The organism is Dyadobacter sp. CY345, assembly GCF_021502725.1.
Classification (GTDB): Bacteria; Bacteroidota; Bacteroidia; order Cytophagales; family Spirosomataceae; genus Dyadobacter.
Genome location: NZ_JAKFFS010000001.1, coordinates 1,825,533 through 1,842,506, shown reverse-complemented (window position 1 = coordinate 1,842,506; position 16,974 = coordinate 1,825,533). Strand labels below are relative to the sequence as shown.

Genomic DNA, 16,974 nt, shown 5'->3' with positions numbered 1-16,974 from the left:
AATTATGAAATAGTAACATTGTATAGATTTCCCCGTTTTTCTTTTAACCATAATTCGTAATTTTTTTGAAGATTAATCCAGAACTGTGGAGTATTTCCAAATACCTCCGAAAGTTTGGCTGCCAGCTCAAAAGTTATTCCTTCACGCTCCTCACAAATATCCGACAATTTCGTGATCGTTATTCCCAGTTTTTGGGCAACCTCAACAATCGTCAGATTGCGTTCCTCTATTTAATCCTCTCTTAAAATTTCTCCGGGATGTACCGGAGGTAAATTGCATTTCATCATATTCATATTTCAGTGATAATCAATGTAATCAATATCATAGACATTGCCGTTTTCAAATCTAAATCAGACGGTAATTTGGAGTCACAGTAAGTAACCAGAAATCAGCCATTCTACCTGATAATTTGTGAATTCCAGAACCCATCTGTTGAATATCTTCAATTGAATCAACAGTATTTAATAAGTAAAACCATAAAAAAGGCTCCATCAGGAGCCTTTTTTATATAATTTCTGAAACTGTTAAAATTAAACAGTCGCTGATATCTGAGCGTTCAATTTATCTTCCAAAGTAGTTTTTGGTACTACACCAACTACTTTATCTACCAATTGACCATTTTTGAAGATCATCAAAGTAGGGATACTACGGATACCAAATTTAGCCGGGATTGCCGAATTCATATCTACGTCCATTTTACCAATAACAGCTTTTCCTTCATATTCACCAGCCAATTGCTCAACAACCGGCCCGATCATTTTACAAGGACCGCACCACTCTGCCCAGAAATCAACAAGTACAGGCTGATCGCCCTGAATAAGTTCTTCAAAAGTGCTATCGGTAATTTCAAGTGCTTTTCCCATGTCAATAAGTGTCTATTTTTTGATATTAATTAGTTGAGATAATAAGGAAATAAGTGGTATAAAAGTTCCTAAATTCTTGAATTTCCGTTCTAATTAAGGGAAAAGTCTACCCCCGGAAAGCCCTTCAAAGTTTTAAATAATTCGTTGGTTGGAGAAACCCGGTAGTTCCGTAAAGCCATTTCAACCTCCAAATGAGTATCCGGATCTTTAACCGTCATATTTACAGGACATTGCCCCGGATTACTGCTAAATGTATTGCTTAACAATTCAATAAATTCGGCGTCTATCTGATCCAGCGTAAGGTTGATTTTAATCTTTTTGCACATCTTATCCCGGATTTCAGTTAATAATTGAATAGAAGAAATTTTAAATTCAAACTGGTCTTCCTGCTTCCATCGATTTTGAATTTTTCCTTTAATATATAAAAACCTGCCAACTTCAAGGTAGTTTTTAAATTTCACGCAATCTTCTCCGCCTAAAAGCATTTCTATTGAACCCTTGTAATCTTCAATTTTGAAAATAATAAAAGGGTTACCATTTTTCGACATTCTTTCCATTACGCTTGTCACAATCCCGCCCACGCTGATATCTTTTCCGAAATTCTTTGGAGCCCGTTCCCCTTCCGGAATAACCATAAGCTCGTTCAGCGTACCATTACAAAAATTGTCCAGCTCAATTCTAAATGTATCAAGCGGGTGACCCGAAATATAGAAACCTACCACTTCCTGCTCATAACGCAACTTGGCCAGATCATCCCATGGCTCCATTTCAATTGCCTTTGGCTTAACGATATCTCCACCGCCACCAGAATTGCTAAACAGATTCGGAGCCGAATCTGCATGATAATTATTCGCATATCGGATAAGCTTTTCAATAAAAGTACCATTACCTCCTGGCTCAACGGCAAAATACTGGGCGCGATGATAATCCGTAAAACAGTCGAAGCCGCCGGCATAAGCCAAACTTTCAAGTGTCTTCTTATTAACAGTTCTTAGATTAACCCGGGTTATAAAATCAAAAATATCTTTAAATGGACCATTCAGATCTCTTTCTTCAATAATTGCTTCAACAGCGGCGTCGCCACTTCCTTTCACACCGGCGAGGCCGAACCTGATTTCCCCTTTACCAGTTGCATTAAACTGACGATCTGATTCATTGATATCCGGCCCTAAAACCGTAATTCCCTGGCTCTTGCATTCTTCCATGAAGAATGTAATTTTATCAATATTGCCCAGTGAGCTCGTCAATACAGCCGACATATATTCAGCCGTATAATGTGCTTTCAGGTAAGCTGTCTGGTAAGCAACAAATGCGTAACAAGTTGAGTGAGATTTGTTAAAGGCATAAGACGCGAACGCTTCCCAGTCCGTCCAGATCTTTTCAAGTTTCTTTAAATCCAGACCTTTTTCTTCCCCACCCTTCATGAAATACCCTTTCATTTTGTTCAGGGTTTCAATCTGTTTCTTACCCATTGCCTTACGCAATGTATCCGCCTGGCCTTTTGTAAATCCCCCCAGTTTTTGTGACAGAAGCATTACCTGTTCCTGATACACCGTAATTCCATAAGTATCAGCCAGATACTCTTCCAATTCAGGTAAATCGTAAGTAATTTCTTCATGTCCGTTTTTCCTGCGGATAAAGTTAGGGATATAAGCGATCGGCCCTGGACGGTACAAGGCGTTCATCGCGATAAGGTGCTCAAAGCGGTCGGGAATTAGATCCCTCATGTGCTTTTTCATCCCATCGGATTCAAACTGGAAAATCGCGTTGGTATCACCTCGCTGGAAAAGTTCAAACACCTTCGGATCATCCAATGGAATATCGTCGATGACAATATCCTCATTATGGTTACGCTTTATCAGACGCAGTGCTTCCTTGATGATAGTCAGGTTTCGAAGACCTAGAAAGTCCATTTTAATTACTCCCGCATCTTCAATAATCTTGCCCTGATATTGGGTTATCAGGAAATTAGATTCTTTTGAAGTACTTACCGGAATAATTTCTGTCAAATCACTTGGTGCTATAATGATACCGGCAGCGTGGATACCTGTATTTCTAACCGTACCTTCTAATCTACGCGCCTCTTGTAACACACTCGCCTGCAAGTCATTACCACCAATTATCGCACGAAGTTTTTTAACATTGTCCAATTCTTCAGGCGCAATGCCTTCCTTCTTCGTCAAACTTCCCTCTCCTTCCAGTGGCGCAGAGAAAATCCTGGCCAAAGTCATGTTGTAGGACGGTTTATCAGGAACCAGTTTTACAAGCATGTTGGCGTCAGATAGATGTAGATCCATCACACGCGCCACATCCTTTATCGCCGACTTTGCGGCCATCGTACCATAGGTCACAATCTGCGCAACCTGATTATATCCATATTTTTTAACTACATAATCGATCACTTTTTGCCGGCCTTCATCATCGAAATCCGTATCAATATCAGGTAGTGATATACGATCGGGATTCAGAAAACGCTCAAAAAGGAGGTCGTATTTAATCGGGTCAATATTCGTAATTCCGGTACAATAGGCAACCACAGAGCCGGCAGCAGAACCACGGCCGGGACCGATAAACACGCCCATTTTCCGGCCCGCATCAATAAAGTCGGCCACAATCAGGAAGTAACCCGGAAAACCCATATTTCGGATCGTGTTCAGCTCAAAATTCAGGCGATCCTCAATTTCCGGCGTTATCGTACCATATTTGAACTTTGCACCTTCAAATGTCAAATGCCGAAGGTATTCCCACTGATTCAAAACGTCTGCCGTCAGCTCCTTATTCCCAACCATTTCAGACAACGTATGTGTCTTGAACTCTTCCGGTATCGGGAAGTTTGGCAGCAAAATATCCTTATTCAGGTTTAGCGTTTTAATCTTGTCAACGATCTCATTTGTATTGTCTATCGACTCAGGTAAGTCGTTAAACAATTTCATCATTTCACTGGTATTCTTGAAATAAAACTGATCGTTGAAAAATGCAAACCGGGAGCCTTTCGGAATTCCTTTATCATCGTCAAAATCTTTCGCAGAAGGCGTGCTTTGTTTGTCACCGGTATTGATACACAGCAAAATATCATGCGCATTCCAGTCTTCCTGATCCACATAATGCGAGTCATTGGAAGCAATAATTTTAACATTATATTTTCTGGCGAAACGTATCAGTACTTCATTGACGATATATTGATCCCGGATTTCATGGCGCTGCAATTCAACATAAAAATCGTCTCCAAAAAGGTCCAGCCACCATTTAAATTCTTTCTCCGCTTCCGCCTCTCCTTTTCTGATAATCGTCTTAGGAATGATCGCACCAATACAACAAGTTGTAGCAATAAGCCCCTTGTGATACTTGACAATCAGCTCTTTATCAATTCTGGGATACTTTCCATACATTCCCTCGATAAATCCGAGCGAACACATCTTAACCAGATTTTTGTATCCGATTTCATCCTTCGCCAAAAGCAGCTGATGGTGACGAACATCCTTTTTCTCTTTCGTAAATTGTCGGATATGCCTGTCTTCGACCACATAAAACTCGCAGCCAACAATTGGTTTTATCCCTTGTTTGTTACCCTCAGCCACAAACTCAAATACCCCAAACATGTTTCCATGATCGGTAATGGCAACGGCCGGCATGTTATCTTCCTTGGCTTTTTTGAAAAGCTTTTTGATATCAGCAGCGCCGTCCAGCAGTGAAAATTGGGTGTGGCAGTGTAAGTGGGAAAATTGCATATTTTTATTTTGAAGATTCGCTCAATTCTATGATTCAATCATTACAACATTCAATCATTATAATTGAATATCTTCCGCTTCCGGATTGGCATCGTACAATATATAATTCATAAAATCGGTATAAGGTTTCAGCAATTTCATGCCTTTTACTATCGAATCTGCGAAACCCTTCGAAGTCACATCTTTATCTGAAAAACGATGAATGAAGAAAAGTTGTTTTCTCCTCAGTAGCTCAATTTCGGGGTGATCCTTTGGATAACCTTTTGGTGCTGTCTTCAAAGACTCACCGGAAATTTCAGGGAAGTATTCTCGAAATTCTTTATCATAAATAATCCTTTTTAGTTCGTCAGCATTATAGTCAACCTCCTGGCGGTACTTTGCCAATTGTTCAGCCGTTGCATCCCACATCCCTCCGCCCAGAAATGATTCTCCATCTGGTTGAATGTGCAGATAATAATCGACCCTTCCGGAACTTCTCCCGCCCGGACCGATTCCGGCACTCAGATTACTTTTATAAGGCGCTTTATTTTTAGAGAAACGGACGTCACGATTAATCCTGAAAATGCAGTCTTTCACTTGCAAATTTCCCAAATCATGAAATTTACTGACTTCTGATATCAAAGTCCCGACCAGTTTTTCAAGGTCTGCTTTTGAATCATCATATCGTTTTTTGTTTTCAAGAAACCATTCTCTATTGTTATTTTGGACTAAGTCAGTTAGAAATTTCAGTGTTGATGGTTGAAGCATAAAATATATTCTGGGATAAGAATCTGTTTTTCACGTTTCGTAAACCTTAGACAATTTACAAATATCAAATTTACCACGTTTTTCTGAATCAATTTAACGAATTTTACAAATTGAAAGAACGAAGTTTCCATAAAACTCATAATCAAACGAAAGTTATGAACGTTCAATTTTTGTCAAATGAAAAGGGTGAGAAAACAGCTGCGGTGATACCAATAGAGTATTGGAACAAGATCAAACAGCAACTCGAAGTAGAATCACCTGATTTCTGGGGAGATTTACCCGAACATGTTAAGGATGGTATACATAAGGCTCAGAAGCAGTTTTTGGCTGGAGAAACTAAATCCAACGATGAAGTTATGGAAAATTACAAAAAGTATCTATGACTTTTTCCATCCGCTGGACCACAGAAGCACAAGAAAGCTTTGGTCAAATCACACACTACATAGAGGAACACAGATCGGAAAAACAAGCGCAAAAATTTGTTAGAACCGCTAATAAAAGGATACTTGAAATTGCTAATTTTCCTTATATTTTCGAGGCATCCGCTTCAAATTCTTCTATTCGAAGAGGTTTCGTAAACAAACGTTGCACACTGTTTTATCAAATTGAAAATGACGTAGTTGTACTGCTTTATTTCTGGGATAATCGACGAAAACCACGTTTGTAAAAGATAATATCCACAACAAAATTTGATATCAGTAAATCTGTTAATTAATTAAATGGCCAGAATTCTTACCGGGATACAAAGTAGCGGACTTCCTCATTTGGGGAATCTTTTGGGGGCAATCCAGCCTGCTATCGAACTATCCAAAAATCCAGACAACGAATCATTTCTTTTCATAGCGGATCTTCATTCGCTGACTACACTCAAAAGCGCAACAGAACGTGAGTTGTATGTCCGCTCAATTGCGTCAACCTGGCTTGCCTTTGGTTTTGACACCGATAAAAATGTTTTCTGGAGACAATCCCGTGTTCAGGAACATACAGAACTTTCGTGGTATTTAAGCTGCTTTACACCTTTTCCGATGCTTGCCAATGCAACTTCTTTCAAGGATAAATCTGATAAACTTGCAGATGTAAATGCAGGATTATTTACATATCCTGTGCTAATGGCTGCCGACATCTTGCTTTACAATGCCAACATCATTCCTGTTGGCAAAGATCAAAAGCAGCATCTGGAAATGGCAAAAGATATCGCGTCACGTTTTAATCTACTTGCGGGAGAAGATATTCTGGTTTTGCCTGAGCCACAGATTGATGAAAAAATGATGATCATTCCCGGCATTGACGGCCAGAAAATGAGCAAGTCTTACAACAATTACATCAATATTTTCCTGCCGGAAAAAGAGTTGAAAAATGTTGTAAAAAAGATTGTATCTGATTCCACACCGCTTGAAGAACCGAAGGATCCGGAAACTGATATCACTTTTAAAATTTATTCTTTGCTTGCATCTGAGTCCGAAATTGAAACAATGCGTCAGAATTACCTGAATGGCGGATATGGGTACGGACATGCAAAACAGGCACTTTTCGAGATCATTCTTGAAAAATATGCAGAACCGCGTCGACTGTATAATTACTATATGGAAAACAATGACGAGTTGGAATCAATTCTTATGGCTGGTGAAGAAAAGGCACGTATCATTGCTCGCCAGACCATTTCAAAAGTTCGCCGTGTACTCGGATTTGGAGCATGACTTCCACAATAGACATTATTGTTCACGGAGACCAGGAATTGTTTTTATGGCTTAACGGGAAAAATACGCCGCTGCTGGATTCGATAATGTATTGGATCACTTTTAAATATACCTGGATTCCCATGTACGCGATCCTGCTTTTTCTGACAGTTAAAGCAGAAAAAACGAGATCAATTGCCATTATCATCACTGTGTTGGCAGCTGTGATCCTTGCAGATAAATTAACCTCGGGCGTGATGAAACCCTATTTTGCGCGTTTCAGACCTTGTCATGAACCTGCTTTGAAAGATCTGGTACATAATGTCGGAGGCTGTGGAGGACTTTATGGATTTGCGTCGGCACATGCTTCCACTAGTTTCTCGCTGGCGATAGTCTGGTTTCAACTGACTAAGGATAAGATAAATAATATGGGCTGGCTCTTCGTATGGGCAGCAATTTATGCTTACAGCAGGGTATATGTTGGTGTACATTATCCCTCAGACATATTCGTCGGCGCAGTGGTTGGGCTGATTATTGGATGGATATGTATTCAACTTTATTTAATATTTTTAAAGAAATACTACCCTAATTGATTGATTTTTATTAATTTTGCGCAAATTTTAGTTTGGCCATGGGCTCTTTTAATACAGTAAAGATATTTTCGGGAAGTCAGTCAGAATACCTGGCAAAAGACATTGCACGGTATTATGGCAAGGAGTTAGGAGGGTATACACTTCGCAAATTCAGCGATGGTGAATTATCCCCAAGCTTTGAAGAGTCGGTACGTGGTTGTGACGTATTTTTGATTCAGTCAACTTTCCCACCGGCCGACAATCTGCTTGAACTATTGTTAATGGTTGATGCAGCTCGCCGGGCTTCTGCACACTATGTTACCGTTGTTATTCCTTATTTTGGATATGCACGTCAGGACAGAAAGGACAAACCACGTGTTGCCATAGCAGCAAAAGTGGTCGCTAACTTGTTGACATCCGTGGGCGTTGATCGTTTAATGACTGTTGATTTGCATGCAGGTCAGATTCAGGGATTTTTCGATTTGCCAGTTGATCACCTGGAAGGAACTTCGATTTTTGTTCCCTACATCAAATCACTCGGACTAAAAAATCTTTTGATTGCATCACCGGATATGGGTGGCGCCGCAAGAGCCCGTAATTTCGCCAAGTTCCTGAATGTGGATATGATCCTTTGTGACAAACACAGGAAGAGAGCAAATGAAATTGCGAGTATGCAGGTGATTGGTGAGGTTGAGGGAATGGATGTGGTTTTGGTTGATGACCTTATCGATACCGGGGGAACCTTATGTAAGGCGGCTGAAATTATCATGGGTAAAGGAGCCAATTCAGTAAGAGCAATTAGTACGCACCCGATCATGTCGGGAAAGGCGCACGAAAATATTGCAAATTCTGTTCTGGAAGAGTTAATTGTTACAGATACAATTCCTCTGAAGCAACAGAATGATAAAATACGCGTATTGTCAGTTGCAGAGTTATTTGCAAAAGCGATCGGGCGTATCAGAGATCATGAATCTATTAGTTCTTTGTTTATAAATTATCAGTAAATTTTTATTTTTTTTAACTTTAATAATTATTCTTATGAAAACGCATGAGATTGTAGGGTTTAGAAGAGCGAATCTCGGCAAGGTGGAAGCTCAGGAGTTACGTGCTCAGGGTTATGTTCCATCTGTGCTGTATGGTGGTACCGAACAAGTGCATTTTTATGCACCTGCTATGTTGTTCCGCACATTGCTTTTCACTCCGGATGTTTTTAACGTTACCTTGAATATCGAGGGAACTTTATATAATGCTATTTTACAGGAGAAACAATTCCACCCTGTAAATGATATGTTGTTGCACGCAGATTTCCTTCAGATCATTGATGGTAAGGAAATTAAAGTGGACGTACCCGTTAAATTGACTGGTGCATCATCAGGTGTAATGAAAGGTGGTAAAATGAATCAAAAATTGCGTAAATTGCGTGTACAAGGTTTAGCAGAAAACATTCCTGATTATGTTGAAGTTGATGTAACTGAACTTGATCTTGGAAAATCTGTTAAGGTTGGTGCTATCAAGCCAGAAGGTTTTACAATCCTAAGCTCGATCAGCAATCCGATCGCATCAGTAGAAATCCCACGTGCACTTCGCGGTACTTTGGGTAAATAATAAGTATTTTATTTTTCATGGCTAATAGATGCAAACGTGCCGACCTTTGGTCGGCATATTTGTTATACGGGTAATTTGTTTTTATAACTTACAGAGAAATAACCTTAATTATTGTTCTCCCGATGGACAAGCTTTTCAGTGTTGATTGGCATTCGATGTTTATTCCCAGCCTATCGCTCCTAGAAATATTTATAAGAGGAACACTAACATACTGGATCATCTATCTTTGTATGCGTCTGTTTCGGCGTGGGACAGGACAACTAAGTATTGCCGATCTTTTACTGATCACAATGATCTCAGATGCAGCCCAGAATGCAATGGCGGGAACATACAATTCTGTCAGCGAGGGAGCCGTACTAATTCTCACACTCGTATTCTGGGATTATGCCATCGACTGGATGGGATACAAAAAAGTGATCTTCGGCAAATTCGCTAAACCTGAGCCAGTACTGCTGGTGCGTAACGGCAGACTCCTCCATAAGAACATGGAAAAAGAACTGATAGACGAAGATGAATTAATCGGGCTGCTTCGGGAGAAAGATGTGGATGATTATAAAAAAGTAAAAACCTGCTACCTCGAGGCAACAGGTAATATCAGTGTGATCCTGAAAGAATGATTAATTTACTACCAGCCAGTCTTTGATCTGTCGAAGCAACACTTCGTTGATACGGACATAACTTTCATGTGTCCAGCCGCCGATATGAGGAGTCAAAACAACACGGTTCGAATTGGTAAGATAATCGAAAACCGCCTGCTGATCTTCGGTAAGCGTTTTCAACTTCTCATTTTCCAATACATCAAGGCATGCTCCGATTATTTTGCCAGACTTTAAGCCTTCCACCACTGCGGCAAGATCGGCTACTTTTCCTCTTGATAAATTCAGCAGATAAAAAGGTTTTGAAAAATCTTCGATAAACTTTTTATCGACCAAGTATTTAGTTGCTTCCGTCAACGGAACATGAAGACTTATGATATCGGCTTCCTGCATAAGTTTTTCCAGAGAAGCTTCTTCGGCATACTGGTCGCCATAGTTTTCACGGTATTTGTCGTATGCCAAAACCTTGCAGCCAAAACCACTTAGTCTTTTCGCCGTGGCACCGCCATTATTTCCATATCCGATCAAACCGACCGTCTTTTTCATAAGCTCCACGCCCCTGTTCCCTTCGCGGTCCCAGATACCATTTCGTACTTCCTTATCAGCTTTGACGATGTTAGCCAACAATCCAAGTAACATACCGAGCATGTGTTCAGCTACTGCATCTCTGTTGCCCTCCCCCGCATGAAAAACTTCAATACCGATCTCTTTGGCCACGTCCAGATCAATCAAATCAAGACCAGCTCCTGCACGTGCAATGAAACGCAACTTCTTCGCATTTTCCATCACCTCCCGATCTACAAAAGTCTTGCTTCTGATAAATAGTCCTTCAAATTCCGGAAGTGCGTTTATGATATCCTCCCGCTTGTATTCCGGATGGTAGGCATATTCCCAGCCTTCCGACTCTAACATGGTAAAAAGTGAAGGATGCATTGAGTCTGCGATCAGGATTTTCATAGGAGCAACGGAATTTTTGTAACTTGCCGATTGATTAGTTTGAACAAAAGTAATCAGAAATACAGACAAGGGGAGCTAAAAACCAACATTTGCCAGCAATTTGATAGTTTAAATTATGTCAAACCGAGACAAAATTATTAATATCAGTACCTTGCGAAGTAATTTTCAGAAAATGAGAAATAACAATCAATACAATATCAATTAAATGAGTGAACTATCAACAGATAAACCGCTAATAGGCATTTCTTTGGGAGATTACAATGGCATTGGTCCTGAGGTAATTTTAAAAGCTCTGGAAGGAAATCAGTTAGCAAAATTATGCACACCAATCGTTTACGGCTCCCTTCGCGTTTTGAATCAATACCGGAATCTTTTGGAAATGAAAGACTGGACTTTGCACGGCATTCAGCGCCCTGAACAGGCCAATCATAAACTGACGAATGTTATCACCTGCTGGCACGATCATCAGACTGAAATTCAGCCTGGAAAAATTACGCCGGAAGCCGGGCAAGCATCTTTATCTTCGTTAAAAAGAGCGGTTGAGGATCTAAAAGCAGGAAAAATTCATGCACTGGTGACTGGCCCAATTAATAAAGACAATATTCAAAGCGAAGATTTCAAGTTTCCTGGCCATACTGAATATTTAGCAGAAGCATTTGGCGCACAGGAAGGCCTTATGTTTATGGTTTCAGAGGATCTGCGTGTTGGCGTCCTTTCCGGACATATTCCCGTAAACCAAATTGCAGCACATGTAACGTCTGAAAAGCTGACAGCCAAAATTGAGCAGATGCTTCAATCGCTCAAAGGTGATTTTGGTATAAAAAAACCAAGACTTGCTGTTTTAGGTTTAAATCCCCATGCGGGAGAAAATGGTTTGTTAGGAAGCGAAGAAATCGACGTGATCAATCCGGTTTTGAAAACTTTTAAAGAAAAGGGCAATCTCGTTTTCGGGCCATTTCCGGCAGACGGATTTTTTGCAGCAGGAACATACAAGCAATATGATGCCGTTTTGGCTATGTACCACGACCAGGGTCTCATCCCTTTTAAAGCACTTGCCTTTAACGAAGGAGTGAATTTTACAGCAGGATTGTCTGCCGTAAGGACTTCTCCCGATCATGGAACTGCTTATAATATTGCAGGAAAAAACCAGGCTGAACCAGGCTCACTCTTACAGGCCGTTTATCTTGCCTGCGATGTTTTTAAATACAGAACGGATAGCCAGGAAATAGACAAAAACGCTTTGATCGGGAAACCGCAGCAATCCGAAAGTCAGCATCCGGCCAAATCCGGAAAACCGAGACATAATAATTGATTTTAAAATAATTAAGTAGAAGTAACTCCTGATGATACTTCTGAATTTATACTTTAATAAAGCCCTACATGCTAAGATCTATGACCGGCTACGGTGTAGCAAACATCGAATCCGAATCGATCAACGTCACTGTTGAAATAAAAACACTGAATTCCAAGTTTTTAGACATATACTGCCGTGTTCCGAGAAACTATTCAGAACGCGAAATTGAAATTCGTAATCTCGTAACACAATCCCTGGAACGCGGAAAAGTTGAAGTTTCCTTAACTGTGCAGCCTGTTGGAAAAGCAATTGCGACAACAGCCGTGAACCGTCCTTTGGTGAAAGCCTATTTCTCTGATTTGTCTGAAACGGCTAACGATCTGGGTTTTGCAGGAGATTCGACTGATTTACTGAGAATGGCTCTTCAAATGCCGAATGCTTACAATACTGAATCTGTCAGTGAAACAAACCGCGACAACGACTGGGCGCAGATAAAAGAAGCCGTTTTTGAGGCTCTGAAAAAATGTAATATTTTCCGCGAGCAGGAAGGAAAAATGACTGCAGATAAGTTCGCTGACTATATCGGAACAATTTCATCACTTTTGGAAGATGTAAAAGAACAGGATAAACTTAGGATACCGGCAGTTCGCGAGCGTCTGGAAAAACAAGTCCGAGATCTTTTGTCTGACGACAATTTTGATCCTAATCGTTTTGAGCAGGAATTGATCTACTATATAGAAAAATTTGATATTTCAGAGGAAAAAATTCGTCTTGAAAATCATTTGAATTACTTCAAAGAAACATTGCAGTCGCCAGAAAGTAATGGAAAAAAGTTAAATTTCATTGCTCAGGAAATCGGGCGGGAAATCAACACGATCGGTTCAAAAGCGAACGATTCAGGTATCCAGCGTTTCGTGGTTCAGATGAAAGATGAACTTGAAAAGATCAAGGAACAAACCATGAATATTATTTAAATGTCAAAAGCGGAAAACAGACTTCCACTTTCCTTTTACGAAGCATACGATACTTGCACACTTGCACAAAAACTGCTTGGTTGTGAGCTTGTTCACAATAGTCCCGATGGTCTGACCAGCGGGATTATTGTTGAAACAGAGGCCTATTTACAGGATGATCCTGCCTGCCACGCATACCGAAGAAGGACAGTTAGAACGGAGCCGATGTATTCTGCTGCCGGCACAATTTACGTTTATTTGATTTATGGGATGTATCAATGCGTCAACGTTGTTACCAGAGAAGACGGTTGCGCAGAAGCGGTTTTAATCCGGGCATTGCAACCTACGGATGGTATAGAATTAATGGAATTGCGCCGTCAAAACAGTAGAAAAAATTTACCTGGTATACCTCCAAAACCAGTACCGCTTCGCGACTTATGCAAAGGACCCGCAAAACTCGTGCAGGCCATGGGAATTGACAGATCCGTCCACAATGCTGAATCTCTGGCAACGAGCAGCTTATATATTCGCCCTCAGATCATTAGAGGTTTTGAAGTAACAATTTCTACCCGGATCGGAATTACACAAGGCGCTGACCTACTGTATCGCTACGCTATCACAAATAATAGATTTGTTAGCAGATAATTCAGCTTGTCAAATAATATCCAAAATTTATTCTACAAAAAAGGCAAAAGATATAGCTACATCTTACCTTTTTGACCTACGATTTTCTATCTTTGAAATCTAGTAAAAAATACTCAGCGTTTTATTGAATCCAGCAACTTACAATAATGGTTTCGCCTCGTGTCTTGCCATGCATGCTGAATATTTCTATGGCTAAATTTTACAGATTTCTATTTTTCATCTTTCTCTGTTTTTTCCAGACCGGAAATAATGAAGGTCTGGCACAAACTTCTGTTTCAGAAACAGATCATGTTGTTTCAAGGCACAACAAGATCTTTCCTTTCGATACCATTCTGGTTCACAAATATTACAAGTTGGCCTGGTCAAATTTGTATTATGATTCAGAAAAATCTATGCTATATGCACAGCAAATTTTACGACTTGCGCAAAAGCATCAATGGAATAAGGGCAAAGTGATGGCCTATGATTTGATGAGCAGTTATTATCTTATCGATGGCAGTTATGATATATTGAGGGAGGTATCCAATGAAATATTGTCGCTTTCGAAAAAGACGGACATGCCGCTCTACACCGCAAATGCAAAGAGATTTTTGGCAGAAGCAAGTGCTGAGTACAAACAATTTGATGCAGCCCAGGTAAATCTTCAAAGTGCTATGGAGATTTATACCACTTTACGCCAGGATAGTCTAAGGGCAGTTTGTCTGGAAACACTCGGCAATTTTCATCGTGAAAAATTTGAATATCCCAAAGCTCTACGGTATTACAGCCAGGCTTTTGATGCGTATAAAAAGATAGGTTCGCAGTGGGGTATGGCAACTACATTACAAAATAAAGGCTACATGTATGCCATGAAAGACGAGCTTGATAATGCTGAAAAATATGTAAATGAGGCGCTCGTTTTATTTCGAAAAATGAACAATCGCTATGGCATTCTCAACGGCCTTAATGAAATTGGAAATATTTATTATTTAAAAAAAGATTATAACAACGCGATAGAAACGGAGAAAGAGGCTCTTGAAATTTCGCATCTATACAAATCTACCCGTCAGACTAATTGGGCGCTCATTTGCCTGTACAGATCTTTTAAAGCTCAAAATGATATTGAAACGGCACTTTATTATCTTGAAAAAGTAGATTATAACCGAAGAACAAGGCATATTGAGAACATTGCCCGTGAATACAATATGTATAAGCTGATTTATGAAAATCAGCAAATGGATTCAGAAATCCAGCAAAAAATTATTAGTGAGCAAACCATTATACAAAGATTTCTGGTTGGATTCTCCTGCCTTATCGTCGCCTTTGCAGCATTTCTCTGGTTAAATAACAAAAAACTCCGTCAGAAAAACGCTGCCATAAAAGAAGCAATGATTCAGGGACAGACGATCGAAAGAAAGCGTGTAGCAGCTGAATTGCACGATCATCTTGGCGGCACGCTTGCTTCACTGAACTGGTATCTCTACGGAATGGACAAAAATCTGCTATCTGATAAAGAACAAAAAATATATAACAGCGTCCATCAAATGGTAGGCGCAGCATACAGGGAAGTACGGAGTTTGTCTCACAATCTGATGCCTTTGGAGCTGGAAGAAAATGGTCTCGTTACTGCGTTGCATCGCCTGGTGGGAAAACTGAACGAAAACAATTCGATCAAATTCACTTTTAATATCAGCGGTTTGGAAAACAGATTAAGCAAAAAAGTTGAATTTGAATTATACAGTATCGTACTGGAACTGACAAATAATATCCTGAAACATTCCCAGGCAAATTCGGCGAGCATTAATCTTGCTGAAAATTTAAAAACGATCAATCTATCGATTATCGATAATGGCTCCGGAATGAAAAACAAGGCAAATCATGGCGTTGGACTTGGGAATGTAAAAAGCCGCGTCCAGAGTTTGATGGGTAAAATCAAGATATCAACGGAGGAGAATCCGGGCACTAAAATTGAAATTGAAATACCTAAAACAGGCGTTAATTAGTCCAGTTTCCGTAACGTTTCTCGATTTTATTACGTAATTTAAAACAAATAATCCTCGTTTTTAAACTGTATAGCTCTTCGCGGCGTTAACTTTGAAGGGTGAATCATAAACAGATCTAATGAATATTTCAGATAAAGTGCAGGAATTTGTTTCGACGCTTGCACAGACCATTTCAAATCAAACTTTCATCAGCATATCGCTTGGTAACTATAAGGGCAAGGAAGAAAATCTTAAAAATTTATACGCCAAAAGAATATTAATTAAAAAAGAAGAAAAACTAAGCTTCACATACCGTTACAAAACCCGCGATATTGTAAAAAATTATTCAATCGAAGAAGGTATCGTTCTTGTCCAGAATTATTTAAATGACGGGTTCAAAGTCTCCACATTGTTTTCCACTGAATTTGATGTTCTGTTTGAAATTCAGCACAGTAACAAGATCATTCTGAAAAAGAAAGATCCCACGACCAAAGAAACTCCCTCGCTTGATCATGACAAAAACAAAAAACGCCTGATCAGTGCCAATCATAAAAAGTATCTGACCGACTTGAAAATCACAGATTCAGAAGGCAATGTTTTCAAGAATGGTCAGGACAAATTCAGACAAATCAATCATTACGTAGAGATACTGAGTTCACTGATTAAGGAAATTCCTAATAATGGCCCAATAAATGTGGTGGATATGGGTTCCGGTAAGGGTTATCTGACTTTCGCTCTGTACGATTATCTTCAAAACGTTTTGAACCGCGAAGCAACGGTGACAGGTGTCGAGTTCAGAGAAGATCTCGTAACCCTATGCAATACCATTGCGAAAAATGCATCTTTCCAGAATCTGAATTTTGTTGAAGGTACAATTGAATCTTACGACAGTGCCGGTACTAATATTCTGATCGCACTGCATGCCTGCGATACAGCAACCGACGATGCGATTTTTAAAGGTATAAAAGCGGAAGCTGAGCTAATCGTTGTTGCACCATGCTGCCATAAACAGATACGACGTGAAATTGAGAAACACAAAACACACAATGATGTAGACTTTCTTACTAAATACGGCATCTTTTTGGAGCGTCAGGCAGAGATGGTAACCGATGGAATACGGGCAATGATTCTGGAATATGCAGGATATAAAACTAAGATTTTCGAATTTATTTCAGATGCTCATACGCCCAAAAATGTAATGATCGTCGGGATAAAAAATCATAGATCAACGTCTGACAAGGATGAGCTATTGAAAAAAATAAAATATGCGAAGGCTTATTTCGGCATCGAATATCATCATTTGGAAAGAATGCTTGGCATTTGAGCTGGTGGCACGGGAATTTACATTAATTCTTGTCTTAAAGTAAGTTAGAGCAA

Annotated in this window: 17 protein-coding genes; 12 read left to right on the top strand and 5 right to left on the bottom strand. The window is 39.8% G+C overall.

From position 1 onward, the window contains the following. Window positions 1–2: 2 nt before the first annotated feature. From L0657_RS07765 to L0657_RS07750, 4 genes are all read right to left on the bottom strand, one after another. Window positions 3–215, bottom strand: coding sequence for a HigA family addiction module antitoxin (locus L0657_RS07765; RefSeq protein WP_255717802.1), 213 nt, complete (start codon window positions 213–215; stop codon window positions 3–5). 315 nt (window positions 216–530) lie between these two features. Continuing rightward, the gene (trxA, locus tag L0657_RS07760) at window positions 531–863 is read right to left on the bottom strand and encodes a thioredoxin (protein ID WP_235149984.1); all 333 of its coding nucleotides are present in this window, start codon (window positions 861–863) and stop codon (window positions 531–533) included. A gap of 89 nt (window positions 864–952) precedes the next feature. Beyond that, window positions 953–4,591, bottom strand: a complete 3,639-nt coding sequence (gene dnaE / locus L0657_RS07755; protein ID WP_235149981.1) for a DNA polymerase III subunit alpha — start codon at window positions 4,589–4,591, stop codon at window positions 953–955. Window positions 4,592–4,648: 57 nt separating this feature from the next. Continuing rightward, window positions 4,649–5,338: a DUF2461 domain-containing protein gene (locus L0657_RS07750; protein WP_235149979.1), complete on the bottom strand. Its 690-nt coding sequence runs from the start codon at window positions 5,336–5,338 to the stop codon at window positions 4,649–4,651. 155 nt (window positions 5,339–5,493) lie between these two features. On the opposite strand from L0657_RS07750, the gene L0657_RS07745 reads away from it, so the two are divergent. The 7 genes from L0657_RS07745 (at window position 5,494) to L0657_RS07715 (ending at window position 9,808) form a co-directional block, all read left to right on the top strand. Then, the gene (locus L0657_RS07745) at window positions 5,494–5,721 is read left to right on the top strand and encodes a hypothetical protein (RefSeq protein ID WP_235149976.1); all 228 of its coding nucleotides are present in this window, start codon (window positions 5,494–5,496) and stop codon (window positions 5,719–5,721) included. Continuing rightward, on the top strand, window positions 5,718–6,005 hold the full coding sequence (locus L0657_RS07740) for a type II toxin-antitoxin system RelE/ParE family toxin (RefSeq protein WP_235149975.1): 288 nt from the start codon (window positions 5,718–5,720) through the stop codon (window positions 6,003–6,005). Before L0657_RS07745 ends, L0657_RS07740 begins: the two co-directional genes overlap by 4 nt. A 52-nt stretch (window positions 6,006–6,057) precedes the next feature. Beyond that, on the top strand, window positions 6,058–7,035 hold the full coding sequence (gene trpS, locus L0657_RS07735) for a tryptophan--tRNA ligase (RefSeq protein WP_235149974.1): 978 nt from the start codon (window positions 6,058–6,060) through the stop codon (window positions 7,033–7,035). Further along, window positions 7,032–7,607, top strand: a complete 576-nt coding sequence (locus tag L0657_RS07730) for a phosphatase PAP2 family protein (protein WP_235149973.1) — start codon at window positions 7,032–7,034, stop codon at window positions 7,605–7,607. The genes trpS and L0657_RS07730 overlap by 4 nt, the downstream gene beginning before the upstream one ends. A gap of 38 nt (window positions 7,608–7,645) precedes the next feature. Then, the gene (locus L0657_RS07725; protein WP_090338211.1) at window positions 7,646–8,590 is read left to right on the top strand and encodes a ribose-phosphate pyrophosphokinase; all 945 of its coding nucleotides are present in this window, start codon (window positions 7,646–7,648) and stop codon (window positions 8,588–8,590) included. Window positions 8,591–8,624: 34 nt separating this feature from the next. Next, entirely contained in the window at window positions 8,625–9,191 is a 567-nt protein-coding gene (locus L0657_RS07720) for a 50S ribosomal protein L25/general stress protein Ctc (protein WP_235149972.1), read from the top strand. Between the two features lie 230 nt (window positions 9,192–9,421). Beyond that, window positions 9,422–9,808, top strand: a complete 387-nt coding sequence (locus L0657_RS07715; protein ID WP_235149971.1) for a DUF421 domain-containing protein — start codon at window positions 9,422–9,424, stop codon at window positions 9,806–9,808. Here L0657_RS07715 and L0657_RS07710 read toward each other — a convergent pair whose 3' ends face one another. After that, window positions 9,809–10,744: an NAD(P)-dependent oxidoreductase gene (locus L0657_RS07710; RefSeq protein WP_235149970.1), complete on the bottom strand. Its 936-nt coding sequence runs from the start codon at window positions 10,742–10,744 to the stop codon at window positions 9,809–9,811. It abuts the gene before it with no gap. Window positions 10,745–10,949: 205 nt separating this feature from the next. Between L0657_RS07710 and pdxA the strand changes: the two genes are divergently transcribed. From pdxA to L0657_RS07685, 5 genes are all read left to right on the top strand, one after another. Continuing rightward, window positions 10,950–12,056: a 4-hydroxythreonine-4-phosphate dehydrogenase PdxA gene (gene pdxA, locus L0657_RS07705; RefSeq protein WP_235149969.1), complete on the top strand. Its 1,107-nt coding sequence runs from the start codon at window positions 10,950–10,952 to the stop codon at window positions 12,054–12,056. Between the two features lie 68 nt (window positions 12,057–12,124). Further along, window positions 12,125–13,012: a YicC/YloC family endoribonuclease gene (locus L0657_RS07700; RefSeq protein ID WP_235149968.1), complete on the top strand. Its 888-nt coding sequence runs from the start codon at window positions 12,125–12,127 to the stop codon at window positions 13,010–13,012. Then, complete coding sequence (locus L0657_RS07695; RefSeq protein ID WP_235149967.1) at window positions 13,013–13,636, top strand: DNA-3-methyladenine glycosylase; 624 nt, start codon at window positions 13,013–13,015, stop codon at window positions 13,634–13,636. Between the two features lie 188 nt (window positions 13,637–13,824). Then, window positions 13,825–15,618 carry a sensor histidine kinase gene (locus L0657_RS07690; RefSeq protein ID WP_235149965.1) on the top strand — a complete coding sequence of 598 codons (1,794 nt, stop codon included), beginning with the start codon at window positions 13,825–13,827 and terminating at the stop codon, window positions 15,616–15,618. Between the two features lie 118 nt (window positions 15,619–15,736). After that, window positions 15,737–16,921 carry an SAM-dependent methyltransferase gene (locus L0657_RS07685; protein WP_235149964.1) on the top strand — a complete coding sequence of 395 codons (1,185 nt, stop codon included), beginning with the start codon at window positions 15,737–15,739 and terminating at the stop codon, window positions 16,919–16,921. Window positions 16,922–16,974: the final 53 nt, after the last annotated feature.